Below are 26,182 nucleotides of genomic sequence, written 5' to 3'. Positions count from 1 at the left end.
AGATGATATGAAAAATGCCTGAACGATGTGATTGTTCAGGCATTTTTAGTATCATCTGTTTTAGCTCTCTTTCTTGTAATCTTCAGGGAAGCGGGATGGCGAGCATCCGTACTGCGCTTTGAAGCATTTACTGAAATAGAATGGGTCGTTGATACCCACCATGTATGAGACTTCCGAAACGTTGTATTTCTGCGTCATCAGCAACTCGGCGGCCTTTTTCATCCTCCGGTTACGGATAAATTCGTTTGGCGAATAACCAGTCAGATATTTGATCTTCTTGAAGAAGAGCGTCCGGCCGGTATTTGTCATTTGAGCAAATTCATCTACTGAGAAATCGGGATTGTCGAGGTTCTTATCCATAATCTCTTCCACGAGCGTCAGGAACTGGCTGTCTCTGTCCGGGATTTGGTTGAAAGTCTCAGGTTCAGCTTCTGCAATTGGCGCATTGTTGCCGTAATGTTTGCGCAGACGTTCGCGTTTTTCCAGCAACTTATTGATCTGAAGCATCAGGTGATTCATGCTGAACGGCTTCGTGATATAGGCATCCGCTCCGGCTTCGATTCCTTCGGTATTGTATTCATCGGCAATGTAGGCCGTGAGTAACACTACCGGGATGTGGCAAGTAGCGAAGTTATCTTTCAGCTTCCGGGTCAGTTCAAATCCGTTCATACCCGGCATCATCACGTCGCAGATGATCAAGTCGGGGTCATCTTCCATACTGCGCTTGATACCGATATTCCCATCTTCAGCCGTGATTACTTCAAAGTGAGGGCTGAGCTTTTCAGTGAGGAAATTACGGATATCATCGTTATCATCGATCACCAGTACTTTGTATTTGGTATCCGCACTCGGTACATTCGGAAGCAGGTTGAGCAACGTCTCATTACCATTTTCAATAAATTCAGAGAGATTCATCACCTCTTTTTTATTGTCACTACCCGTAACAACCACCTGCTCATTTACAAAATCATCCTTTTCGTAAATATGATTCTCTAACGGAAGTTCGATGGTGAAAACAGAGCCACCTCCTTCGTTTTCGGCAAAACTGACTTTCCCTTTGTGCAATGTCGTAAATTCATTGACCAGAGATAATCCGATGCCAGTGCCCGTTACCGAGAAATTAATCTGCATAAACCGGCTGAAAAGCAGATCCTGTTTCTCTTTGGGGATACCGATTCCATTATCTGCTACAGAGATTCGCAAAACGTTTGCCGCATCGTCTTCTTCGGCAGTCAGCGTGATATTCCCACCACGGGGGGTAAATTTGAAGGCATTTGACAAGAGATTAAATACGATTTTATCGACCTTGTTTTTATCCAGATAGATCGGAATCATATCCGGAGAAGGCAGGAATCTGTATTCGATGTTCATTTTAGCGGCGACATCACTGAAGCTGATGAATATCTCTTTGAGGAATTTAACCGCTTCTACCTTTTGAAGGTTCAGTTTCTGCTTGTTGTTCTGAAGCTTACGGAATTCCAGTAACTGGTCAATCAAACGCATCAGGTGCGTGGTGTTTTTATCCAACCCTTCCACCAGATGTTGCAACGGATCCGCCATTTTGCTTTTCAGTTCATTCAGGGTATCTACACTACCCTTAATCAGGGTAAGCGGAGTACGGAATTCGTGACTGATATTGGTAAAGAAACGCAATTTATAATCGGTCAACTGGCGCTCCAGTTTTACTGCGTTATTCAGACGATGGAATTTCGTAATCAACCCATAGGCGAAATATCCGGCGGCGCCCAGCAAGATAATGTAGAGGAGGATGGCAATGTTTGACCTCCAGAACGGAGGTTCGATAATCACCTCTATCGTAGTAACATTATCGTCCCACCCCCCTTCACTGTTGGCCGATTTGACCATAAATGTATATTTGCCCGGAGGCACGTTGCGATAGGTGGCCACGTTGTATGAGCCCGATACGTTCCAGCGCTTTTCATAATTTTCCAGCATATACATATACTGGTTAGCTTTCGGATTCTTGAAATTAAGATTGGCAAATTCGATGTGGAAAACCTTGTCAGCAGCTTTCAGAACAATCTTATCGGCAAAAGTAATGGCTTTCTTCAGAGGAGCGCCCTTTTCACCGATTGGGGCATCTTCATCGAAAATTAATAACCCGGTAAGCACGACTCTGTTTTTTCCCCGGTAGCTTTCGTTGAGTTTATTCGGAAAAAAGGCATAGAAACCGTTGAGGCTACCCCACAACATCTTTCCATTGCGACAGGTCAGTGCCGCAGCCTCGGAAAAGATATTGGCAGAAAAATCATTTGAGAAATTGTAGTTCTGGAAAAGATTGGTTTTCGGATTGTACTTGTGTAATCCACTTTCCGTACTGATCCAGAGGCAGCCTGATTTGTCTTCCTGAATGGCCATAATATTATCGTTCGCCATACCCTGATGTGTGCCAAAAACCTTAAAGATGCCTTGCCCTTTTTCGTTTTCGCCCATAAACTGATTCAATCCCCCTCCGGCTGTTGCTAACCAGATTCCCCCTTTGGAATCTTCATAAATATAGCGGATTTCAGGATTGCTGAGACTTGTTTTGTCTTCTATGTCAAAGGTGTAATGTTTGTAGGCTTTAGGATTTTTCAATAGGGCGTCAGGATTAAAACGGAACACTCCGTTGCTTGTTCCGGCCCAGATCTCGCCCCTTCTGTCCATCATGAGATAGCGGATGTTTTTGAGCCAGTCATCATCATTGAAAAAGGTTCTGAACTCATTGACTCCGGATGGAGAGGTCTTTACACAAATTCCCCCTCCAAAGGTAGCTACCCAAAGGCGGCCTTTTCGGTCTTTAAGCATGGAATAAACCTGATTATTGCTCAGGCTTGAGGGAGAATCTGTTTTCCGGTAGTTTATGGCATTGGCAAATGATCCCCCCTTTAGTTCATAGAGTCCGTTTCCTTTAGAGGCCATCCAGATAGTCCCCTCTTTATCCTGGTACATACCGTAGATGTTGGATCCATTTTCGAAAACAGTTTTCCGGGTTGATAGAGTAGGATCGTATTGGTAGAGACTTCCGGCTTTTGTAGCAACCCAGATGTTTCGATTGTTGTCTTCGAGTAAAGCCTTAATTGTATTGCCGTTTCTTCCCGAGTTGAGAGGTGCCGGGTAAACGGTTTGTACATTTCGGTATGAGAATGAGATTTTATTCAGTCCCATATATTCAGTCCCGATCCAGATGTTGTTGAAATCATCTAATGCGATTGACAACAAATAATTGGATGACAATGAATAGGGATTGTTGGGTTCTGACACATAATGTTCCAAAGTCCCGTTGGCTCGGTTATAACAATACAGACCATTTCCATATGTGGTTATCCAGACGTTCCCGTGGCGGTCTCCCAAAAACTGATATCTTTCTTCATCAATCAGTTGAAGCATAGCGGATGGCAAAAGTGTAAGTTTCACAACTTTTCTGTTCTGCGGATTATACATCCATACATTACCAGTACGATTATAAACCCACAGATCCCCGAATCTATCTGTCTGGACATTCGGTAAACCGTATATTTTCTCTCCGAATATCGTCTCTTCCGGTGAGAATTGAGCGGTATAGGTATTGTAAATTAAGATTCCCTGACTCCGTGTTAATAGTAGAAGTTGGGTCGGACTGAGTACAGCTGTCTTGATAATCTCACAATTGGCTAGTTCCGCCATTTTTCCAAACTTGCGGGTTTTCAGATCATAATCTACGACTTTTCCTCTTTGAGAAATGAAGTAAACCTTATTGTTTAACTCATAAGCTTTGAAAAATGGGACAGCCTGTTTGCCCGAAAAGATTGTGTTAACCACTTGTCCGTTAATGGTCATGACAATACCTTTTGCGGTCAGAAACCAGACGTTGTGGTTTTTATCTTCAAGGATATCGTAAACTTTTTCCGAAGGAATGCGATTGATTTGTTGATTGGTGGAATATATCTTCGTGTCGATTTTATCCTCACCAAAAGAAATCTTTACACATCCGGCAGTTGCGCTCCCCAGCCAGATATTATGCTGACTATCCTCGTAAAAGAGGTTGAACTTAGTGTTCCGTAATGTCTTATTCTCAAATATCGGAATGAATTTCCCTTTTCTCGGGTCATAGCAATGATAGAGATCTGCATAAGTCCTGATCCAGATATTTCCTTTACTATCAAGATTGAGCTCTTTTAGCTTTCCACTGGAGAGGGATGAGGTATTTCCGGTCTCGGGCTTAAAGCTTTTGAACTTAATACCATCGAAACGATCGAGTCCGTTGAGCGTAGCGCACCATAAGAAACCGGTGTTATCTTTGAGCAGATCCCGGATCGTATTATGAGACAATCCATCGTTTGTTGTCAGACGTTCAAATGTGGGTTGGCCTTCAGCAAAGGAAAGAAGCGGAAACAGCGCTATAAACAGAGTAAACTTGATACAGCTTATCAAACGCATTTTTCTTGTAGTTTTAAGGATTAAAGGTCTTATTAATTGGACAAAGATACATGATTTATATCATGTCTATAATGGTTAATTATCAGATTGTATGGATCAGTGTATTATTTGTCTCACGTATCTGTACAAATATCGATACGACAAATACAACCGCTTGGATTATTATTCATTCATCTGTACGTTTTTCCATTTTATATGAGGGGAGTTCATTGTTCTTTTGCATTATCCAATGTTAGGTGATTTTGTTCCGGCGTTTTAATGTGTTATCCACAGCTTAGGGAAATAACGTTGCAACCTGTTTTAAGTTTATCCGGATAAATCTAATATGATATTTAAACTAATTTGAAAACCTTCAGTCGGACAATAACTAAATAAATCAGACTTAAAAAATCAGAAAAGCGAAACTACCATAAAACTATGAGAAAAACACTGCTATTGCTTATTGCATTAATTGCTTTTAACCAGATATATTCGGCATCATCAAAAGTTATTGACCTGAAAGGTAAATGGGCTTTTGCCATGGACCAAAACGATCAGGGCCTTTCTGAAAAATGGTTCTCAAAAAAGCTGAATGACTCCATTAAACTACCCGGTTCAATGGTCGAGAACCTGAAGGGGTTTGATATTGACCTGAAAACGAAATTTACCGGTAGCATCTACGATAGTTCCTGGTATTTTAATCCCAAAATGGAAAAGTACCGTCAACCCGGCAATATCAAGATGCCATTCTGGTTGACTCAGCTGAAACATTACGTCGGATTGGCCTGGTACCAGAAAGATGTTGTGATTCCTTCTTCCTGGAAAGGCGAGCGTGTGGTTCTTTACCTGGAACGTCCGCACTTCATTACCCGTGTTTGGGTGGATAATGTAGAAGTGGGTTCTCAAAATTCACTGGTGATTCCTCACGTATTTGACATTACTTCTGCAATTAAGCCGGGCAAACATCGTATCACCGTGCGTATTGATAACCGCATGAAGGATATCGATGTTGGTCAAAACTCACATAGCGTGACAGACCACACCCAGGGAAACTGGAACGGGATGGTGGGCGCACTTCAATTGCGTGCCGGTTCACCCGTTGGGTTCGATGATATTCAGGTATATCCTAATCTGAAAAATAAGACAGCTTTGGTCAAAATCAAAGTGATGAACGAGAGTGGTAAACCTGCTTCCGGTAAAATCACCTTATCAGTTAAAAGCTTCAACAGCAATAAGTCTCATTCAATTTCTCCGGTCGAAGTACCTTTCACCGTTTCCGGAAAAGAAAACGAAGTGACTACAACCCTCCAAATGGGTGAAGGGGTGTTGACCTGGGATGAGTTTGACCCTGCTCTATACAATCTTTCCGCGACATTGACTTTCGGGAAAGAGACTGATGCTAAGACCGTTGAGTTTGGTATGCGTGAAATGAGCATTCATGGAAAATATTTCTACGTAAATGGTCATAAAACGGTTCTGCGTGGAACTGTTGAAAACTGTCTTTTCCCGCTTACAGGATATGCTCCGATGGACGAACCTTCATGGGAACGGGTATTCCGTATTTGCAAAGCGTACGGATTGAACCACATGCGTTTTCACTCATTCTGTCCGCCGGAAGCAGCCTTCAAAGCCGCAGACCGAGTGGGTATGTACCTTCAACCGGAAGGTCCGAGTTGGCCGAACCACAGTACCCAATTGGGTAAAGGACTACCGATTGATACCTACCTCATGGATGAAACCAAACGTATGGTGAAAGAGTATGGCAACTTTGCTTCATTTACCTTCCTGTCAGCCGGAAATGAACCGCGTGGAGCCTGGGTTTCCTGGGTAAGTAAATTTGTAGATTACTGGAAAGCGACAGATTCACGTCGCTTGTACACCGGAGCATCAGTAGGCAATGGCTGGGCATGGCAGCCGAAGAGTCAATATCATGTGAAAGCCGGGGCCCGGGGCCTGACCTGGAGCGGTGGCCGTCCGGAGTCAATGTCTGATTATCGGGATAGAATTGATACTGTAAAACAACCTTACGTTTCTCATGAGACCGGTCAGTGGTGCGTTTTCCCGAATTTCGATGAAATCAAAAAATATACCGGGGTAACCCGTGCCAAAAACTTCGAGCTTTTCAAAGAAGACCTGGCAGACAACGATATGGCTGATTTGAGCCACGAATTTCTGATGGCATCAGGAAAACTACAGGTATTGTGCTACAAACATGAAATAGAGAAAACGTTGCGCACTCCCGATTATGCCGGATTCCAATTGCTTGGACTCAATGATTACTCCGGTCAGGGAACGGCATTGGTAGGCGTATTGGATGCTTTTTGGGATAATAAGGGGTACATGACCGGTCCTCAGTTCCGTCGCTTCTGTAACTCTACTGTGCCGTTGGTACGTATGGATAAATTCGTTTTCCGAAACAATGAAACGCTAAATACGAAAGTTGAGGTAGCTCACTTCGGCAGAGAAAAGTTACCTAATGCTAAAACTATCTGGCGAATCAAAGATGCTTATGGATTAGTGGTAAAACAAGGCTTATTGTCCGTGAAAGATATTCCGGTAGGAAACAATTTCGATTTGGGAGAAGTAAAACTGGATTTATCGGAATTCCAATCAGCTGCTAAACTGAATCTGGAAATCTCCATTGAAGGAACTGATTTTGTGAATGACTGGGATTTCTGGGTGTATCCAGAACAAAAAGAGCAGGTAAATACTGCCGGTATTTACGTTACCGATTCTTTGGATGCAAAGGCTACTAAAATTCTGAATGACGGAGGGAAAGTCCTGATACTGGCTGCCGGAAAAATCAAATACGGAAAAGATGTGGTACAACAGTATCAGCCTGCTTTCTGGAATACTTCCTGGTTTAAAATGCGTCCTCCGCATACAACCGGTGTTTTCATCAATAATTATCATCCGGTTTTTAAAGATTTTGTGACCGAAGCGTGGGGAAATATGCAATGGTGGGAGCTGATTAATAAAGCGCAGACCATGTTGCTGACTGATTTCCCGAAAGGTTTCCAACCGATTGTTCAGCCGATTGATACCTGGTTTATCAACCGTAAACTGGCAATGTTACTGGAAGCAAACGTTGGCAAAGGGAAACTGATGATTACCTCTTGTGATTTGAAAAAGAACCTGTTAGAGCGTCCGGTAGCTGAAAGTCTGTACCGCTCGATTGTAAATTACATGCAGTCGGATAAGTTCCGCCCTGAAAATACCGTAGATATTCAACAAATCAAAGACCTCTTTACCAAAGAGGCTGCAGCGATCAGCTCTTACTCGAAAAGCAGCCCGGATGAGTTGAAGAAGGGTGTGAAATAAGGAATGAGGGATTGAAGTCCTTATGAAACATGTTCATTTGATGTGGAATTTGAAATAAAAGAATCAATAAATGAAATACATACTTGGAGTATTGCTCCTCGCGGCATCGTCTTTAATACAGGCACAGCAGACTGAATGGAAATTCGACTTTGGAACAGCGAATACAGAAAAAGGTTATGTAGCCGTTACACCGGCTGATAAGTTCTCAGACAGTAAAGGGTACGGTTTTGATTTGGGGACTACACCCGAAGCTTTTGACCGTGGAGGTAAAAACGCGTTGACCTCTGATGGAGTTTGTGGCGGAAAACCGTTCTATTTTTCAGTAAACCTCCCGGAAGGAAATTACAATGTTAAAGTGATTCTCGGAGATGCGAAGAAGGCTTCATTAACAACCGTTCGGGCTGAATCACGTCGTCTGATGCTGGAACATGTTGCCACTAAAAAAGGAGAGTTTTCAACACAGACTTTTACCGTGAATATCCGTAATCACCGTATCTCTGCAACGGATACGGTTAAGATAAAACCCCGTGAAATCGGTAAGCTGAACTGGGATAATAAACTGACGCTCGAATTTAATGACGAGCACCCATCGGTAGTAGCATTAGAGATTACCAAGGCTGATGTGCCGACGGTATTCCTTTGTGGAAATTCAACCGTGGTTGACCAGGATAACGAGCCCTGGTGTGGTTGGGGACAGATGTTTACCCGTTTCTTTGGCAAAGGTGTTGCCATTGCCAACTATGCCGAATCGGGAGAAACAGCATCGACATTTATTGGTGTGAAGCGATTGGCTAAGCTTTTGACTCAAATGAAAAAAGGAGATTACATCTTCATGGAGTTTGGTCACAATGACCAGAAACAGAAAGGAGAAGGTATCGGACCTTTTACATCGTATAAAAAGACGTTGAAACAATTTATTGCAGAAGCACGCAAACGAGGTGCTACTCCGGTGATTGTTACTTCGATGCATAGAAGAAATTTTGATGGTGATGGTAGAGTGGTCAATACTCTGGGCGATTATCCCGAAGCCGCACGTCAGGTGGCAGTCGAAGAAAAGATCGCCCTCATTGACCTTAATGCCATGAGCAAAACTTTATATGAGGCTTGGGGCCCTGAGAAGTCAATTAAGGCGTTTGTGCATTATCCGGCAGGAACGTTTGAAGGTCAGAGCAAGCCATTGGCAGATAATACTCACTTCAATAGTTACGGTGGTTATGAGTTGGCCAAATGTATTATTGAGGGAGCCCAAAAGGCTCGATTGGGTTTCATGACCTATCTGCGTTCTGACTATAAGACTTTTGACCCGGCTAAACCGGATGATTTTGAAAAATTCCATTTGCCCCTTAGTCCGTTTGCGTCTGTAGTTAAGCCTGATGGTAATTAATTCGATAGGTATATTCAATAGATATTAGGTAATAAACAAGTTTATATGTTGCTGATGAAAAAATCTCTTTTGTTCTGGTTGGTTCTGTTTTCCACTACCTGTCTTGTGGCAGGCAAGCGCGAATCCATATTGAAGGTATATCCTTCATTGACCTGGATAAAAGAGGTTGGTGCGAAGGAATTTCCCAAAGTGAAAAAGATATATTCCGTTGCAAAATACGGAGCGGTAGGAGACGGAAAGACCCTAAATACAAAAGCAATCCAGGCGGCCATTGACGAATGTGCCCGGAATGGCGGAGGTATAGTTACTTTTCCTGCCGGGGAATATCTGACCGGTTCGATTTTTCTGAAAAACGGAGTAAATCTCCGCGTTGATAAAAATGTAACACTGCTCGGAAGCCAAAACCTGGAGGATTATCCCGAATTGCTGACCCGTGTAGCGGGTATCGAGATGGTTTGGCCGGCAGGATTGATTAATGTGATGAATGCAAGTAAAGCGGCTGTTACCGGTAAAGGAACCGTTCATGCTCAGGGTAAGCCTTTCTGGGATAAATACTGGACAATGCGCAAGGATTACGAGGCTAGAGGATTACGCTGGATTGTCGATTACGATTGCAAACGTCCGCGTACCCTTGTCGTGGCTAATTCTGAAAATGTAACAATTTCGGGTCTGACATTTAAACAATCCGGCTTTTGGACAATCCAACTACTTTATTCCAATAAATGTACCGTTCATGGCGTGACTATTCTCAATAATGTTGATGGTCATGGACCAAGTACCGATGGTGTCGATATAGACTCATCCAGTCGTATTTTGGTAGAGAACAGCTATATTGATTGCAATGATGATAATTTCTGTCTCAAATCCGGTCGTGATGCCGATGGTCTTCGGGTAAACCGACCGACAGAATATGTGGTGATTCGCAATTGCGTTTCGGGTGCGGGCGGTGGTTTGTTTACCTGCGGTAGCGAAACTTCCGGCGGAATTCGTAATATTGCGGCCTATAACCTGAAAGCAGCAGGTACCGGTGTAGGGTTGCGTCTGAAATCGGCAATGACACGGGGCGGTGTTACCGAGAATATTTATATCCACAACGTGGAAATGGCCGATGTGGGTACAGCCATCGAGACATCACTTAACTGGAATCCAACCTACAGCTATTCGACTCTTCCGGCTGAATACGAAGGGAAGGAGATTCCCTGCCACTGGAAGGTGATGTTGGAAAAGGTAGAACCAGAGTCGTTGGGAGTTCCAACTTTCCGCAATGTCTATATGTCAAATATTCATGCCAGCAATGCGAAGCAAGCACTGGTCGCGGCAGGCGCTAATAATTCCCTGCTGACCAACTTCCATTTCAGGGATATTGAGATTCACACCAATAAACCCGGAAGTATAGTGTATGCAAAAGATTGGGAGATAACTAACTTTGTATTCTCGGATACCACCAGAATAAAGCTGGAGAAATGCGAGAATGTCGTATTTGAATAAAACCATTTGAAATTCACATAAATCCTATTTAGAATGAGGGTATTTAAGATGAGCTTTTTTGCCGCGCTGATGTTGATGTTTTCAGTTTCGGTAGCCGCTCAGAATGCAGAACAGCCAAAAGCTGAACAACAAGGTAAAAGTAAAATCACAGGTGAAGACGCTTTAGGATTGAAATCCGGTGCTGACCCCAAGAAAGCTCCGCAAGGTAAGAAAGCAGGCTACACGCGCAAGAAAGGCCGTCCGGTGGTTTTTGTAATCGGTGATTCGACCGTGAAAAACGGTAAAGATGACGGTAGCAATAGCCAGTGGGGATGGGGACACTTCCTGTCGGATTTTCTGGATACAACAAAAGTATCCGTGGAAAACCACGCATTGGGTGGCCGCAGTAGCCGTACCTTTCAGGGTGAAGGCCTTTGGGAAAAAGTGCTTTCGGCTGTACAAAAGGGCGATTATGTGCTGATGCAATTCGGACATAACGATATGGGACCGTTGAATACCGGTCGTGCCCGCGCGGTGCTTAAAGGCAACGGCGACCAGGACACTACTGTGGTCATGGAAGCTACCGGAAAGCCAGAAACTATTCATACCTTCGGTTGGTACATGCGTAAATTAGCCAAAGATACCAAAGCAAAAAAAGCAACCCCGATCATGTTGTCGCACATTCCGCGTAACATGTTTACCTCATTGGACAGCACCACCGTTATCCGCAACTCTGACGGTCTGGGTAAATGGACCAAAGAGGCCGCTGCTCAGGAAAAAGCGTTCTTCATTGACCTGAACGATATGATTGCCACAAAATATGAGAAAATGGGCAAGGATTCTATTCAGTTGATGTTTTACGGAGACCACACTCATACCTCAAAAGCCGGAGCTATCCTCAATGCAAAAACAGTTGCAGAAGGGATTCGTAATCTGAAAGGATGCGGCTTAAGCAAAGCGCTTAAACAGTAATATCAGTTTCAATGTTATAAAATAGCCTCAGGGAATGCTCTCTGGGGCTTATTTTTTACCGGTGAACGGAATTTATACCGATTTGGACAATTCATTACTAGGGGAAAGAGGTTCTTGTATGTTTTTTCATTGGATTGTACATTTCTCTATTTGGGAAAACCGTTGAAATTTTCAACTTTGTAGAAATCAAATATTAACCGCCATAAAAGTTTGATACGATGAGAAAAATAGCGTCATTGCTGTGTCTTTTAGTTGTTTCTATATCTTGCCTGAAAGCTCAGGGCAAGCCCACTCCGATTACTCTCAAAACACAAAATCCAACCTCTCAAATTGTTGCAGGAAAAGTTCCGCAATTCTCTTTTCTATTTCCTGAAATGGCGGGAACGCTTCGTCTCGGTATTATTTCGGGAAATGAGAGCCGTTGGCCGGAGCAACTTAAGTCGAATACATTTTCCAATAAAAACGGTTTTCTCATTTACGAATACAAGGATGTGTTGCTGGGTAAAGGCACACTTCGTGTAAAATCAGTTCCAACGACCGTTTCCGATGGGTTGGTTCTCGAGGTTTCTGCTGAGAATGCGCCCGAAGGGTTGCAACTCTTCTGGGCTTGCGGAGCTGCTTCCGGAAAAACAATCGCTGCGAATGAAGCGGGTCTGAAACCCGAATATTGCAAAGACAACGTTTTCGTCGTGGAGCGTAACGACGTGACCATCTTTTACGGTGAAAGCATGAAGTTGAAGACCATCAACCTGCTCTTCCCGGTGGAAACCGAAAGCATCCTTTCCGATGCTCACCAGCAAACTTCTCCGCTGGCATTTTTCAAAAGCGGAAAGAAGACCGATGCGCCTGCCCTGACCGGCAAATTTTCTCTTGTTCCGAATAAAAAATATTACATCTGCATCTATCGTCAGACGAAGGAGGCGGACTATAATTACTCGCATTTGGAAGGGGTTTTTAATAAAGCGATTCAAAAATAGAATGTTATAAAACCTTCAAGGTTTTCAAAACCTTGGAGGTTTAACGAAGTAATAGTTTGAAAACGAAATTATTCATCCTTCTGCTGCTCCTCAGCCTGACCGCTGCAGCGCAGCCACCGCATCCGGATGCTGAATTCAAAGTCTTTCAGTTTCCGGTCAATCAGATTCCGCGCATTGACGGGGATGATTCCGATTGGGCTATAGTGCCTGAGTCGTATGTGGTGGGTACGAAGGATATGTGGGACGATACGGGTGTGCATAAACAAGCCGATGTTTCCACGCCTGATATTCGGGTGAAGGTTGGTTGGGTAAAAGGGGAGAACCGCCTCTATTTCCTCTACGATGCCACGGACAATTACTGGGACTTTTCCCGTCCGGGTCTCGAAGCTGATATTTTCGAACTGGTCGTTGATGCCGATCGTTCGGGCGGACCGCTCATCAACCGTTTTCATCCGTTGAAGGATAAAGGCGTCGATTCGTGGGAGGCTTTTTTCTCGATGCACGGCGTTCATGCGCAGAACTACCACATTTTCACACCGGCTGTTGAGAAAGATTGGTGCATGGTGTGGGGATGCCAGTCCTGGATTAAGCAGTTGCCTTATGCCAATGCGGCTTACAGATTCAACTTTAAGCCGGGCGAAAAAGGACGACTGATGCTGGAGTTTTTCATTACCCCGTTTGATTACGCGGGAACGGAACCGGCCCGTTCGGTGCCTTCTGTTTTGAAGGAAAACAAGAAAATCGGCATGAGTTGGGCGGTGATTGATTTTGACGATGTGAATTCGAAAGATAAAAACGGTTTCTGGAATCTCTCTTCGCAACACACCATGTACGGACAGGCTGATTACCTGCGGACATTTCGTCTGATGCCGCCGGAGCCAGCATTTTCCAAAAAGATAGAAGCGAAATGGAGCTTTACCATATTGGATATGGAACGCCGGTTGGTGGCATTCAAAGATGAATCGGTCGGCGAAATCAAATCCCGGCATTGGGATTTCGGTGACGGAACTGTTTCAGATGAACAACATCCGCAGCATATTTACAAAGAGGCGGGACATTATATCGTGACGCTTTCGGTGGAAGGCGTTGGCGGCAAGTCGAAACTGACTAAAGTGTGGGATGTGACGGTGCGATGAAGAATTTTACACCTGACAGGTTTTCAAAACCTGTCAGGTGTAAAATCCGACCGTCGAAATCCAGCCTGGGAAATTAATAGCATTAAAAAACGGTTGATTTTGTCCTTGGGGAAATTTTAAGTCCAGAACAACTGTTTTTTCTCACTCTGGCTGAAGCCAGCGTCAAAAAAACAATTTTAGATGAGCCTTGATTTTTCCAGAATGCTCTTTTTCCGTTTTTTTCGACTCCGGGAAGCGCCAGGCACGAAAAAAACAGTTGATTTTGACTTCGGAGTTTTCTGGAGACCAAATTGACGGCATTTTTTGACAGATGAATTTCCGAATCTGTGTAAATCGATTCAAATCGGTGTCATCTGTGTGCCAACTACATAATTGAATATTCAAGAACTATGAAAAAATATATCGTATTAATACTTTCTTTGGTTGCTTTGCAACTTCAGGCCTCTCCTTTTTACAACGTAAAAGATTACGGGGCAAAAGGGGATGGCAAGACCATCGATTCCCCGGCCATCAACAAAGCCATCGAAACCGCAGCGCAGTCGGGTGGGGGAACGGTCATATTTCCTGCCGGCACTTACGCCAGCTATTCTGTTCGTCTGAAAAGCAACATCACGCTGCAAATCGAAGCCGGTGCGACATTATTGGCTGCTTATCCTGAGAATGGCATTGGTTACGATGCTGCCGAGCCGAATGACTTCAATAAGTTCCAGGATTTCGGTCACAGCCACTGGCAAAACAGTCTGATCTGGGGTGAAAATCTGGAGAATATCACGATCTGCGGACAAGGACTTATCAACGGTTACGGCCTGACCCGTGGCGAAAGCCGTCTGCCGGGTGTGGGAAACAAAGCGGTAAGCCTGAAGCTTTGCCGCAACGTAGTGATGCGCGACCTGAAGATGCTGAATTGCGGACACTTTGCCCTGTTGGCAACCGGTGTGGATAATATGACCATCGATAATCTGCTGATCGATACCAATCGCGACGGACTCGATATCGACTGCTGCCGCAATGTGCGTGTCTCGAATTGCTCGGTCAATTCTCCCTGGGACGATGCGATTGTGTTGAAGGCAAGTTACGGTCTCGGATTTTTCCGTGATACCGAGAATGTGACAATTACCAACTGCTACGTGAGCGGATATGACCGCGGTTCGGTGTTAAATGGAACATTCCAGCGCGATGAACCGCAGGCACCTGACCAGGGATTAGTGACCGGTCGCATCAAATGCGGAACGGAATCGAGCGGTGGTTTCCGCAATATTGCCATTTCGAATTGTGTTTTCGAGCGTTGTCGCGGATTTGCCCTTGAAACCGTTGATGGTGGTGTGCTCGAAGATATTGTTGTGAGCAATCTGACCATGCGCGATATTGTCAACTCTCCGATTTTTCTTCGTTTAGGAGCCCGTCTTCGCAGCCCTGAAGGAACTCCGGTCGGTCGCATGAAGCGCATTACCATTGATAATGTCAACGTTTATAATGCCGATTCGCGTTACGGCTGTCTCATCAGCGGATTGCCAGGCCATTACATCGAAGATGTGAAATTGAGCAACATCCGCATCCTTTACAAAGGCGGAGGTACTGCCGAGCAGGCCAAACTGACTCCTCCCGAAAGCGAAAAGCTCTATCCGGAGCCGTGGATGTTTGGCATCATTCCTTCGTCTTCTTTCTATATCCGACACGCTAAGAACATAGAGGTAAAAGATGTTGAAGTCAGCTTTATGCAGCCCGACTATCGTCCGTCTATTCAGTTGGATGATGTGAAAGGTTCGCGATTCAACAACGTCCGCATCAATCAACCTGAAGCACCAAAGAAATTCGCAGTAATCAACAGCGACGAACCCGCTATTAGGAATTGAGGGATTGATTAATTGAGGGATTGAATTATCCATACAACGATAACCACGAAGTGGTTAAATCTGAATAACCACGGGTGAAACCCGTGGCAGTTAAGCAGTCGACCGACGGAACCCTGAAGGGGTTCAACTAAATAATGAATAACAACCAGAATTCAAATATGAAAAAGACACTTTTAACCTTATGTGCGACAGTATTTGCCGGAATGGCATTTGCCCAGAACGATTCCGATGAAGCCATCCTTCGTCGCGTGGCTGATAACATCCTGAAACAACCCGTTACCCAGTTTGTCGGGGTGAAAGACGGTAAAACGTATAATTCCACAGCAGAAATACCCGAAGGGACTGTGGTTGGTTTCGCGACTCCGCTCAGTGAATGGCACTATTCAAACGGAGTTATCAACATGGCGATGGTTGAGTTGGGTGAATTACTCAAAGAGCCGAAGTACATTGACTATGCAAAAAATCACATCGCATTTGGATTTGCCAACTATGAATATTTCAAGAAGAGAATACCCGAAGATTTAAAGGAAAAACACTGGAGATGGCCGTTTGGTCAGCTTTGGCACTTTAAGGAACTGGATGATTGCGGTTCGATGGGTGCCAGTGTGATTGATGTTTACAAATACGCTCCGAAACCTGAGTATAAAACTTACATTGAAACGGCTGCGAACCACATAACCAAAGGTCAGGAGCGTTTACCTGACGGTACGCTTTGCCGCAAGACTCCCCGCAAGATGACCGTTTGGGCTGATGACGTTTACATGAGCGTATCTTTCCTTTCGCGTATGGGGAAATTCACCGGCGATGTGAAGTATTTTGACGATGCAGCCAAACAAATCCTTCAGATTTCAGACCTGCTTTGGGACCCTACCAAACAGATTTACTATCACTGCTATTATACCGACCTGAAACGTAACGGTGTTGCTTATTGGGGGCGTGCCAACGGCTGGATTGCGGTTTCTACTGCACAACTTCTGGATTTGATGCCGGCTAATCACCCGAAACGCGCCCAGTTGATTAAATACCTCGAACGTCAGATTGTAGGTTTTTCCCGTTATCAGGATGCTAATGGCATGTGGCACCAGCTTTTGGATAAACCCGATTCTTATGCAGAGTCTTCTGCTACCGCCATGTTCGTTTACACTATCGCAAAGGCATTGAACAACAACTGGATTGACCCGACCTACAAATCCATTGCAATAGCCGGATGGAACGCTCTGAAGAAAAACCAGATTACGGCCGATGGCAAATTCTCCAATGTTTGTGTTGGAACCGGTATTTCCGATGATCAGGTATTCTACTATACCCGTCCGGTGGGTGACAATGAGAAACACGGTCTCGGACTTGTGCTGCATACCGGTGTGGAAATGATGAAACTTAGCAAAAAAACGAAGAAATGATACGCAGAGTTCATTCCTTAATAATATGCGGAGCGTTTTGTGCGCTGTCCTTCAACGGGCAGGCACAATACGTTTCCCACAACAAGGAGAAAGTCAATGACTTCAATACGCCGATGCACCTGATGAAGCCGGAGTACAAGACTCCTTATGGCGTAGCCACTCCCGAAGAGGTTAAAGGTGTAATTGACCGTGTCCTTACTTTCCTCGAACCGGCAACTCCTTTTAAAGTTATCAACAAAGAGACTCAGGCTGAAGTTACCGACCTCCGCAAGATTGATAAGAACTCAGTGCTTGAAAAGGGCACCTTTCGTCTCGCCAGTTACGAGTGGGGTGTAACTTATGCGGGCATGTTGCTTGCCGCACAAACGACTGGTGATGCCCGTTATTCGAAATATGTTTCGGATCGTTTCAATTTTCTGGCCAGTGTTGCGCCCTATTTTGAGAAGCTTCGCAAAGAAGGCATTGTGGAACCGCAGATTCGCCAGGTGATTCACCCCGAAGCGCTGGATGATGCCGGAGCTATGTGTTCGGCGATGATAAAAGCGCAGAATGATGGCCTGAAATGCAACACCCGTGCGATGATTGACAACTACATCGACTTTGTCATGAACAAAGAGTACCGTCTTGCAGATGGAACCTTTGCCCGTAAGCGTCCGATGTACAACTCCGTTTGGCTTGACGATATGTTTATGGCTATTCCTGCTATTGCCAATATGGGGAAACTGACCGGTGACAAGAAATACTACGACGAAGCGGTGAAGCAGGTGCTGCAATTTGCCGACCGCATGTTCATCAAAGAAAAAGGACTTTACCGTCACGGTTGGGTAGAGGGGATGAGCGAACACCCCGCTTTCCATTGGGGACGTGCCAACGGTTGGGCTATCCTGACTAAAGTCGAAGTACTGGATGCTCTACCTGAAAACTATCCCGGACGTGACAAGATTCTCGAGCTACTTCGTGCTCACATTCGCGGCCTTGCCGCCTGCCAGTCCGGCGAAGGCTTCTGGCACCAGTTGCTCGACCGCAATGATTCTTACCTCGAAACTTCTGCTACCGCTATTTATACCTATTGTATCGCTCATGCCATCAACAAAGGATGGATAGATCCTTTGGCTTACGGCCCTGTGGCTATGTTGGGCTGGCATGCTGTGGAATCGAAGGTCAATCAGGCCGGAGAAGTGGAAGGTACCTGTGTGGGTACGGGAATGGGTTTTGACCCTGCTTACTATTACTACCGTCCGGTACACAAATACGCAGCACACGGCTATGGTCCGGTAATTTTGGCTGGAGGTGAAATGATTCGCCTGTTGAAAACCACTTATCCGAAGATGAATGACAGTGCGGTGCAATTTTATCACAAGCAGCAAAAGACGGATAAGCCGATATTTGCGGAGGAGTGAGAAGTCCCACCCCCTCCCGATAGCTATTTCGGGACCTACCCAATAGGGCAGGAGTCGTCGCGCAATCCTAATTAAATCTCTAATCTATTTATCATTAAATAATCAGAAGTCATTCGACTCCCCTCTCTATAGGAGAGGGGTAGGGGGAGAGGCTTCTTAATCTTTCTAATCATGAAAAGACAAGCATTCAAAATGTTCCTGAAACCGGGCTTCGAAGCCGAGTATGAAAAACGCCACAACGCCATCTGGCCTGAGTTGAAACAACTTCTCAAAGACAACGGTGTGTGTGATTATTCCATTTTCTGGGATAAAGAGACCAATATCCTTTTTGCCGTACAGAAAACCATCGGTGATGGCGGTTCTCAGGACCTCGGTACTACCGAAATCGTACAGAAATGGTGGGCTTATATGGCTGACATTATGGAGACCAATCCCGATAACTCTCCGGTTTCGATTCCTCTGCCGGAAGTATTTTATATGGAGTAGAATTTAAGGTGTCACAGAGAACCACAGAGATTTTTCACAGAGTACCACAGCGAAATGTGTCTAAAACCGCTGTGGTTCTCTGTGCATTTCTCTGTGTCCTCTGTGATATTTCTCTAATAATTAATCAACAATGAATAAACTATCCCGTCTCTTTTGTCTATCCGTAGCTCTTACCGCTACATTCTGGGCAAAAGCCGAAGTGAAACCTTCGACACTTTTCTGCGACCATATGGTGTTGCAGCGTGACGTGCTGATTCCCGTGTGGGGAACGGCCAAAGCCGGTGAGAAAGTAACCGTTAAGTTCAATAAATCGGAGCAAACTGTTACGACAGATGCTTCCGGCAAATGGATGATTCGTCTTCCGAAGCAGAAGGCAGGCGGACCATTCACGATGTCAATCAAAGGTACGAATGCCGTTACCGTCAATGACGTTTACGTCGGTGAGGTGTGGCTTTGCTCCGGCCAGTCGAACATGGACATGACCGTAGGTAAAGAAGACCGTTACTGGTGTGGCGTGCTCAATGAAGCCGAGGAGGTGGCCAATGCCAATTATCCGACCATCCGTGTCTTTGACGTTGATTATACCCCGAAACAGACTCCGCAAGTCAATGCTATCGGCAAATGGGAAGTCTGTTCGCCAAAGACTGTTGGCCATTTTTCTGCAGTAGCTTACTTTTTTGCCCGCGAGATTTCGAAAAAATTGCATGTACCTATCGGTATGGTGACTTCCGCTTTTGGGGCCAGCACTGCTGAAACGTGGATTAGCAAGGAGTCTCTGGAATCTCATCCGAATCTGAAGCCGCTTTTGGATGCTTATCACGATAAACTCAACAAGTTCGTTGCCGATAGTGCTAATCTTATGGCAAAATACCGTGCAGAACTGGCACAATATCAGGGAGACCAGGCCGCTGCTCAGGCGGCTGCCGGTGATGTTTCCGCTTCTAAGAAGTTGAAAGCGCCGCGCAATCCGAGTCCGATTGTTGACCAGCATAATCCTTACGTTTGCTACAACGGTATGATTGCACCTCTCGTTCCTTACGCCATTCGTGGAGCGTTGTGGTATCAGGGTGAGTCAAACGGACCGTCATCCAATCTCTATCGCGAGATTATGGAGACGTTGGTGGCCGATTGGCGCAAGTCATGGGGCGAAGGTAACTTTCCGTTTCTCTATGTTCAATTGGCCAACTACGGCGCTCCTGTAACCGAGCCGGTGAAAAACGACATTATGATGACCGTTCGTGAGGCTCAGGTGAAAAACCTTTCCATTCCGAATACCGCAATGGCCGTTGCGATTGAGAACGCGGGCAATGACCCTAAAAACATTCACCCAAAGAACAAACAGGCTATCGGTTATCGCCTTGGCGTGGCTGCCCGTGCCAAAGTCTATGGCGAAAAGATTGAATACTCCGGCCCAATGTACAAAAGCTATAAAGTAGAGGGTGATAAAATTCGTCTCTTCTTTGACCACGTGGGTGGTGGACTTGTCGCGAAGGATGGTAAACTGACCGGCTTTGCCATTTGTGGCGAAGACAAGAAGTTTGTGTGGGCGGAAGCTAAAATAGAGGGAAAGACGATTGTTGTTTCCTCTCCGGAAGTGAAGAAACCTATCGCTGTTCGTTACGCCTGGAGCGTGAATCCTCCGGCAAGTCTTTCGAACAAGGACGGTTTGTGGTCGCCAAACTTTAGAACGGATAATTTCTAAAAGATACGATTACCCGCAGGGTAACATATGTTTACCTTGCGGGTGACAATTGACTACCTTTCACCTGACATATCATTACCTTGCGGGTGACAATTGGTTACCTTTCGTCCGACATATCATTACCTTGCAGGTGACATTTGATTACTTATCCTATGTAATAAGCTACTTGTAAAGGGCATTTTCTGCCATTCAAGCAATAATAACAATAACATGAAGAAAAGATTTGCAATATTTCTGTTGACATTGGGTGTCTGTATTACGACTATCCAACCGTTTGCCCAGATAGGTAAACGCTTCCCTTCCGAGCGGAAAGTCATCAAAGATCCCGTTACCGGAAACAAACTAATCTTTCTTACCAGCACTCCGGTGGGGGATTCCAAGATTTACCAGACGCACAACCAATGGACTTCCGATGGCAAGTGGCTTATTTTCCGTTCCGGTCGGGTTAAAGGCGAGGCAATGGCCGTAAATGAGAAGAGCGGTGTGATGGTTCAGGTGACCGAAGGCGGTTACACCGGTATGCTCAACGTGGCACGCAAGTCGATGAAACTCTATTTTATGCGCCGTCAGCAAAATGATACGTTAAGCGAGTCTTTATCCATTGTTGAGGTCGATTTGGCAAAACTCTTTGCCGATAGTCAGGCCGGAACAATGAAACCGGTGGCTGCCTACCAAAGAATTTGTGGGATAACACCTCCCGAACTGGAAGCCGGTGGCGATATGGCGCTCGACGGCAGTGAAGATTGGGTTTGGTTTCGTGTAGGCAAGGAGGAGGCTGCCCGTCATTTAGCTCCCGATGCTAAGATTGAACCTGCATTTGGTCCCCGTCACATGGGAGCCGGTCCCGCCGGTATTGCTGGTATGAATATCCATACGGGAGAAGTCAAATACGTTACTTCAGTTCCTTTTCAGGTGGGACATATTCAGACCAATCCGTGGGTTTCAGGTCAGATTATCTTTTGTTGGGAAACGGGAGGCAAGTCTCCACAGCGCACCTGGATCGTTAATTCCGATGGTTCGGGTCTTCGTCCGTTATATCCCGAGGCTTCTTACGAATGGGTGACGCATGAAGCGGTCATTTCGCCGGATGAAGTGGCGATTGCCATATTAGGACATCGCAAAATTGCATCATCTTCTGATACTATGAACGTAAAAGGGACAGATTTCAAAGGTATCAATCCCGGTCAGGATGCCGAATGGGGAGATTGCGGTACACGCGAGAAGCCTACGGGGCTGGGCATTGTCAATATCAACACGCGCGAAATGGTTATTGCCGGACAAACGGCCAGTGGTAGCGGATTCTGGCATGTTAATGGTTCGTCTGATAAACGATTTGTCGTAGGCGATGATTTTGCACGTAATATATATCTGATTGACCGCCGTACTCATGAGATGATTCTGCTCTCTACCGGACATAAGGCGACGGCCGCCGATCATCCCCATCCGACCTTCAGCCCTGATAACACGAAGATAGAGATTCAGTCCGCAATGCTTTCGGCAGATGGCAAATCGATGAACATTTGTGTGATTCCCGTGCCGGAAAAATGGTTGAAGAGAAAGTGAATTTGGTTACAAAAGTGCTTGACGGTGGTAAATTCGTTCAAAATGAGGTGGATTAATTTCCATTTTTAAATACGAAGTAGCAAAATTGAGTCTTTTTGATAGCCTAAAATTATCTTACAGGCATTGAGTACGATTATACAGTCCTAAAAGAGGCAGATACCGTAGTTTTGTCATAAATATTTTACAGTCCGGCCCGGGCCATAATTCATTGCTGAAATGAAAGGCTCGCGATATTAAGCCGCACACAATAATAATTTATGAAGAGATTATTTCTGCTTGTATGTTTAATGGCTGTCGTTTTTGCCGCTCAGTCTAAAGATTATGTTATTACGGATTTCGGAGCCCGTGCCGATAGCACTACGATGAATACTTCTGCTATTCAGAAAGTGATTGACCTGGCACACACCAGCGGAGGGGGCACTATCGTGATTCCTAAAGGTACATATCTTTCAGGCGCCTTGTTTTTTAAGCCACATACCAAACTTCGCCTGGAAGAGGGGGCCGAACTTCTAGGTTCAGATAACATATCCGATTATCCTTTGATTCCATCTCGCATGGAGGGGCGGAAACTCGACTATTATGCCGCGCTGATCAACGCTTATCGTGTAGATAGTTTCAGTATTAATGGACCGGGTAAAATTAATGGGAACGGTTTGCGCTATTGGAAGCAGTTTTGGGCGTATCGTGATTCGATGAAGAGGATGAAACAGGAAGCAACCAACCTGGATGTTCACCGTCCGCGCCTTGTTTTTATCTGGGGATGTAAGAATGTGCTGCTTTGTAATGTGAAGATGTGCAATGCCGGATTCTGGACGACCCATTTATATCAATGCAAGAATGTTTTGATCGATCATTGTGACATTCGCTCACCGTACAAACCTGTTCCTGCTCCGAGTACCGATGGTGTGGATATTGACGTTTGTAAAGGTGTGACCATTCGCTACTGTTATATAGCCGTCAATGATGATGCCGTTTGTGTAAAAGGAGGAAAAGGTCCTACCGCTCATAAACTTCCAGAAAACGGTATTGTGGAGAATGTCCTTATTGAGCATTGTACCTTCGGCCCTTCTCATTCGACATTGACTCTGGGTAGCGAATGTATTCATGCCAAAAATATTACCATGCGTAATTGCAAGGTTGACAATACCTGTCCTGTGCTGAAATTCAAGATGCGCCCCGATACTTACCAGCTCTATGAAAATGTTACCGTTGAAAACATCACCGGCATGTGCGGCTCCATCATCAATATGGCTCCCTGGACCCAGTTTTTCAATCTCAACGGAAGTAAAGAGAAACCCTGTGGTAAAGTTCGCAACATCACTATTTCTAATGTAAAGGTGAAAAGTCTTACTTTTGGCGAAATGCAGGGGAATCCGAATGACTCCGTCTCTGAAATTGTTTTCAAAGATATCAATGTGACTACACCCAAGGCTTCGTTTAAGAATAAATACTCCGATGTGAAAATGGAGAACGTTCTTGTGAATGGAACTCCATTACAAAACCAATAGATTCATCGTATATTTAGCATAGAAAAAGAGATTACTTCAGCCTGAACTGGAAGTAATCTCTTTTTTCTTTTTATCCTTTCTTCTTCTTCCTATACTCGGTCGGTGATATTCCCATCGTTTTAGTAAACAACCGGCTGAAGTAAAACGGGTCTTCAAAGCCAATCATCATACAAATCTGATTAATCTTCAAATCCGTGAAGTCGAGGTGATGACACGCCTCCTGTATTTTGAGTTGAATGAGGTAGTTGAGGGGCGAATATCCCGTTTTTTGCTGGAACAGGGCCGATAAGTGGGAGGCAGAGAATCCCACGTAACGGGCAATTTCGGCCAAAGTCAGTCGTTTGCGGATATTCTCACGCATGAAGTGAATTGCTTCGTCCACCACATCCCGCTGACTCTCTTGCTCGCTGGCGCTCTCCCGGTAACTCCGGAGAAACTTCAGCGACCCCAGAAAATGGTAAAACTCCGTGAGGCTGTAGTAGAGATTATCCTTGCTATACCCGTTGCGCAGCGTTGCAAACATCTCCTCAAAGAGTTGCAACCGCAGTTCGATACGAGAATCGCTTCCCGGAGATATCCGTGTCGGCTTGTCCAGCCCATTTGCAAAGAACCCCGCCATCTCCCCGTCGAAATGTATCCAGTAGATTGTCCATGGATTATTAGGATCACTACCATAAGCATGTGCTTTCCCTTTAGGTATAATGACAAACTGGTGTGCGGTGATATTCTGTGTCTCACCCTCTGTCTGAGTCCATCCGTTCCCTTCCAGGCAATAGATTAGAATATATTGCAGGGCTTCCTCTTTGCTCCGTTTGCGGAAATGGAATCCGGCTTTGGGGTAGAAGCCCAGGTCAGTCATATAAAGTTTATTGCTGAATGGGTTGCCTTTAAGCTCATTGATAATGGATTCGGGAAGGATTACCGCCCGTTCTCCTTTAAATCCGCTTTTGATTTTAACCATGTTCCGGGTTCATTCGTTTTAATATTGCAAATGTATCAAGTTTTCCGGTTATCGGAATATAATCCATGTTATTCCATATTATTTATAGGAGGCAATTGCCATTGATACATTTTCTTTGCACTATCAAATCGAACAATCATATCATGAAGAATTTCAATCACCGTTTTCTTTTCTTTATCGCCGGAGTTTCTGCTATGGGGGGACTGCTTTTTGGTTACGACTGGGTTGTAATCGGCGGTGCAAAACCTTTCTACGAACAATATTTCGGCATTGCCGATTCGGCTTACCTGCAAGGTTGGGCCATGGCCTGTGCGCTTTTGGGGTGTCTGGGCGGTGCCACATTGTCGGGGATGATGAGTGAGAAATATGGCCGCAAGAGATTGCTGCTCGGGGCTGCTGCATTGTTCTTCGTTTCGTCGATGATTACCGGGGCGGCAGGTAGCTTTACCCTCTTTGTTATGGCCCGATTAATGGGAGGTGTCGGTATCGGTATCGCCTCCAATCTTTCCCCGATGTACATTGCCGAGATTTCACCCACACACATGCGGGGCCGGTTGGTTTCGTTGAACCAGTTGACCATCGTGATTGGTATTCTGGCAGCCCAGGTGGCTAACTGGCAGATTGCCGAGCCCGTTGCAGCAGGAAGCACCGGCATGGATATTCTCAACTCCTGGAACGGACAGATGGGCTGGCGATGGATGTTTTGGGCAGTCTGTGTCCCGTCTTTCCTCTTTTTCCTATTAACCATATTTATTCCCGAAAGTCCCCGTTGGCTGGCCATTCGCAATAAAGAGGATAAAGCCCGTGAGATACTCAGCCGAATCGGTGGTGAGGAGTATGCCAAAGCCGAACTGAAACAGATTCATGATGCAGAGCAATCCTTCCCTGAAGCCGGTGGACTGAAGCAGCTTTTTCATCCCCGCATGTGGAATGTGCTGACGATTGGCGTTGTACTGGCCGTGTTGCAGCAATGGTGTGGCATTAATGTGATTTTCAACTATGCGCAGGAGATATTTGCGGCGGCAGGTTACGGTTTGTCTGACGTGTTATTCAATATCGTAGTGACCGGTCTGGCAAATATGATATTTACCTTACTTGCGATGTACACGGTAGATCGGCTCGGTCGCAGGGCTTTGATGCTGATGGGGTCGGGCGGACTGACCGGTATCTTTGCAGTGATGGGTATTCTCTATCATTTCTCAGTAACGGGATGGCCTCTGTTGTTGTTAGTGGTCATCGCCATCGGTTGTTATGCGATGTCACTTGCTCCGGTTACCTGGGTAATACTTTCCGAAATCTATCCCACCAAAATACGCGGTGCAGCTATGGCGGTCGCTACGTTTGCCTTGTGGAGTGCCTGTTTCATCCTTACCTATACTTTTCCTTTACTGAATAAAGGTCTCGGCGCATCGGGAACATTCTGGTTATACGGCTTCATCTGCCTGTCGGGATTCCTGTTTATTCGCAAAAGATTACCGGAGACAAAAAGCAAATCGCTGGAGGAACTGGAGAAGGAGTTGGTGAAATGAAAGTCTTAACGCTGTCAGGAGCAAGCACGCTGACAGGTTACTGCTGGGGTGCGATTGTCATACCTTTTAAAAACCGTACTCCAATGATGAACCGGAAACCTGACTGCGTTGAAGACCTGTCAGCG

General features: G+C 45.3%; 16 protein-coding genes. 14 read left to right on the top strand and 2 right to left on the bottom strand.

The window, feature by feature from the left end; translation table 11 throughout:
• Window positions 1–60: 60 nt before the first annotated feature.
• Complete coding sequence (locus MLE17_RS06050) at window positions 61–4,419, bottom strand: two-component regulator propeller domain-containing protein (RefSeq protein ID WP_243347860.1); 4,359 nt, start codon at window positions 4,417–4,419, stop codon at window positions 61–63.
• 417 nt (window positions 4,420–4,836) lie between these two features.
• Here MLE17_RS06050 and MLE17_RS06045 point away from each other — a divergent pair, with 417 nt between their 5' ends.
• From MLE17_RS06045 to MLE17_RS05985, 13 genes are all read left to right on the top strand, one after another.
• On the top strand, window positions 4,837–7,719 hold the full coding sequence (locus MLE17_RS06045) for a sugar-binding domain-containing protein (RefSeq protein WP_243347859.1): 2,883 nt from the start codon (window positions 4,837–4,839) through the stop codon (window positions 7,717–7,719).
• Window positions 7,720–7,789: 70 nt separating this feature from the next.
• Window positions 7,790–9,103 carry a rhamnogalacturonan acetylesterase gene (locus MLE17_RS06040; protein WP_243347858.1) on the top strand — a complete coding sequence of 438 codons (1,314 nt, stop codon included), beginning with the start codon at window positions 7,790–7,792 and terminating at the stop codon, window positions 9,101–9,103.
• Between the two features lie 54 nt (window positions 9,104–9,157).
• The gene (locus MLE17_RS06035) at window positions 9,158–10,591 is read left to right on the top strand and encodes a glycoside hydrolase family 28 protein (RefSeq protein ID WP_243347857.1); all 1,434 of its coding nucleotides are present in this window, start codon (window positions 9,158–9,160) and stop codon (window positions 10,589–10,591) included.
• A 33-nt stretch (window positions 10,592–10,624) separates the two neighbouring features.
• Window positions 10,625–11,542, top strand: a complete 918-nt coding sequence (locus tag MLE17_RS06030) for a rhamnogalacturonan acetylesterase (protein ID WP_243347856.1) — start codon at window positions 10,625–10,627, stop codon at window positions 11,540–11,542.
• A gap of 218 nt (window positions 11,543–11,760) precedes the next feature.
• Window positions 11,761–12,519: a DUF4450 domain-containing protein gene (locus tag MLE17_RS06025; RefSeq protein WP_243347855.1), complete on the top strand. Its 759-nt coding sequence runs from the start codon at window positions 11,761–11,763 to the stop codon at window positions 12,517–12,519.
• 56 nt (window positions 12,520–12,575) lie between these two features.
• Entirely contained in the window at window positions 12,576–13,655 is a 1,080-nt protein-coding gene (locus MLE17_RS06020) for a PKD domain-containing protein (protein ID WP_243347854.1), read from the top strand.
• A 389-nt stretch (window positions 13,656–14,044) separates the two neighbouring features.
• Window positions 14,045–15,508 carry a glycoside hydrolase family 28 protein gene (locus MLE17_RS06015; protein ID WP_243347853.1) on the top strand — a complete coding sequence of 488 codons (1,464 nt, stop codon included), beginning with the start codon at window positions 14,045–14,047 and terminating at the stop codon, window positions 15,506–15,508.
• A gap of 158 nt (window positions 15,509–15,666) precedes the next feature.
• Window positions 15,667–16,908 (top strand): glycoside hydrolase family 105 protein, encoded by a 1,242-nt coding sequence (locus MLE17_RS06010; RefSeq protein ID WP_243347852.1) that lies wholly within the window; start codon window positions 15,667–15,669, stop codon window positions 16,906–16,908.
• A complete protein-coding gene (locus MLE17_RS06005) occupies window positions 16,905–18,308 on the top strand; it encodes a glycoside hydrolase family 105 protein (protein WP_243347851.1) in 1,404 nt (467 codons plus the stop codon). Before MLE17_RS06010 ends, MLE17_RS06005 begins: the two co-directional genes overlap by 4 nt.
• 171 nt (window positions 18,309–18,479) lie before the next feature.
• Entirely contained in the window at window positions 18,480–18,794 is a 315-nt protein-coding gene (gene rhaM / locus MLE17_RS06000; RefSeq protein ID WP_243347850.1) for an L-rhamnose mutarotase, read from the top strand.
• Window positions 18,795–18,924: 130 nt separating this feature from the next.
• The gene (locus MLE17_RS05995) at window positions 18,925–20,496 is read left to right on the top strand and encodes a sialate O-acetylesterase (RefSeq protein WP_243347849.1); all 1,572 of its coding nucleotides are present in this window, start codon (window positions 18,925–18,927) and stop codon (window positions 20,494–20,496) included.
• A 210-nt stretch (window positions 20,497–20,706) separates the two neighbouring features.
• Window positions 20,707–22,059: an oligogalacturonate lyase family protein gene (locus MLE17_RS05990; protein ID WP_243347848.1), complete on the top strand. Its 1,353-nt coding sequence runs from the start codon at window positions 20,707–20,709 to the stop codon at window positions 22,057–22,059.
• 257 nt (window positions 22,060–22,316) lie between these two features.
• Window positions 22,317–23,567, top strand: a complete 1,251-nt coding sequence (locus MLE17_RS05985; RefSeq protein WP_243347847.1) for a glycoside hydrolase family 28 protein — start codon at window positions 22,317–22,319, stop codon at window positions 23,565–23,567.
• Between the two features lie 70 nt (window positions 23,568–23,637).
• On the opposite strand, the gene MLE17_RS05980 is transcribed toward MLE17_RS05985, so the two are convergent.
• Window positions 23,638–24,528 carry an AraC family transcriptional regulator gene (locus MLE17_RS05980; RefSeq protein ID WP_243347846.1) on the bottom strand — a complete coding sequence of 297 codons (891 nt, stop codon included), beginning with the start codon at window positions 24,526–24,528 and terminating at the stop codon, window positions 23,638–23,640.
• Between the two features lie 143 nt (window positions 24,529–24,671).
• Between MLE17_RS05980 and MLE17_RS05975 the strand changes: the two genes are divergently transcribed.
• Entirely contained in the window at window positions 24,672–26,057 is a 1,386-nt protein-coding gene (locus MLE17_RS05975) for a sugar porter family MFS transporter (protein WP_243347845.1), read from the top strand.
• Window positions 26,058–26,182 lie beyond the last annotated feature (125 nt).

It is taken from the genome of Parabacteroides sp. FAFU027 (assembly GCF_022808675.1).
Taxonomy (GTDB): domain Bacteria; phylum Bacteroidota; class Bacteroidia; order Bacteroidales; family UBA7332; genus CAXXIC01.
Note: the sequence above shows the minus strand (reverse complement) of the source record. Positions and strands in the feature narration are given on the sequence as shown.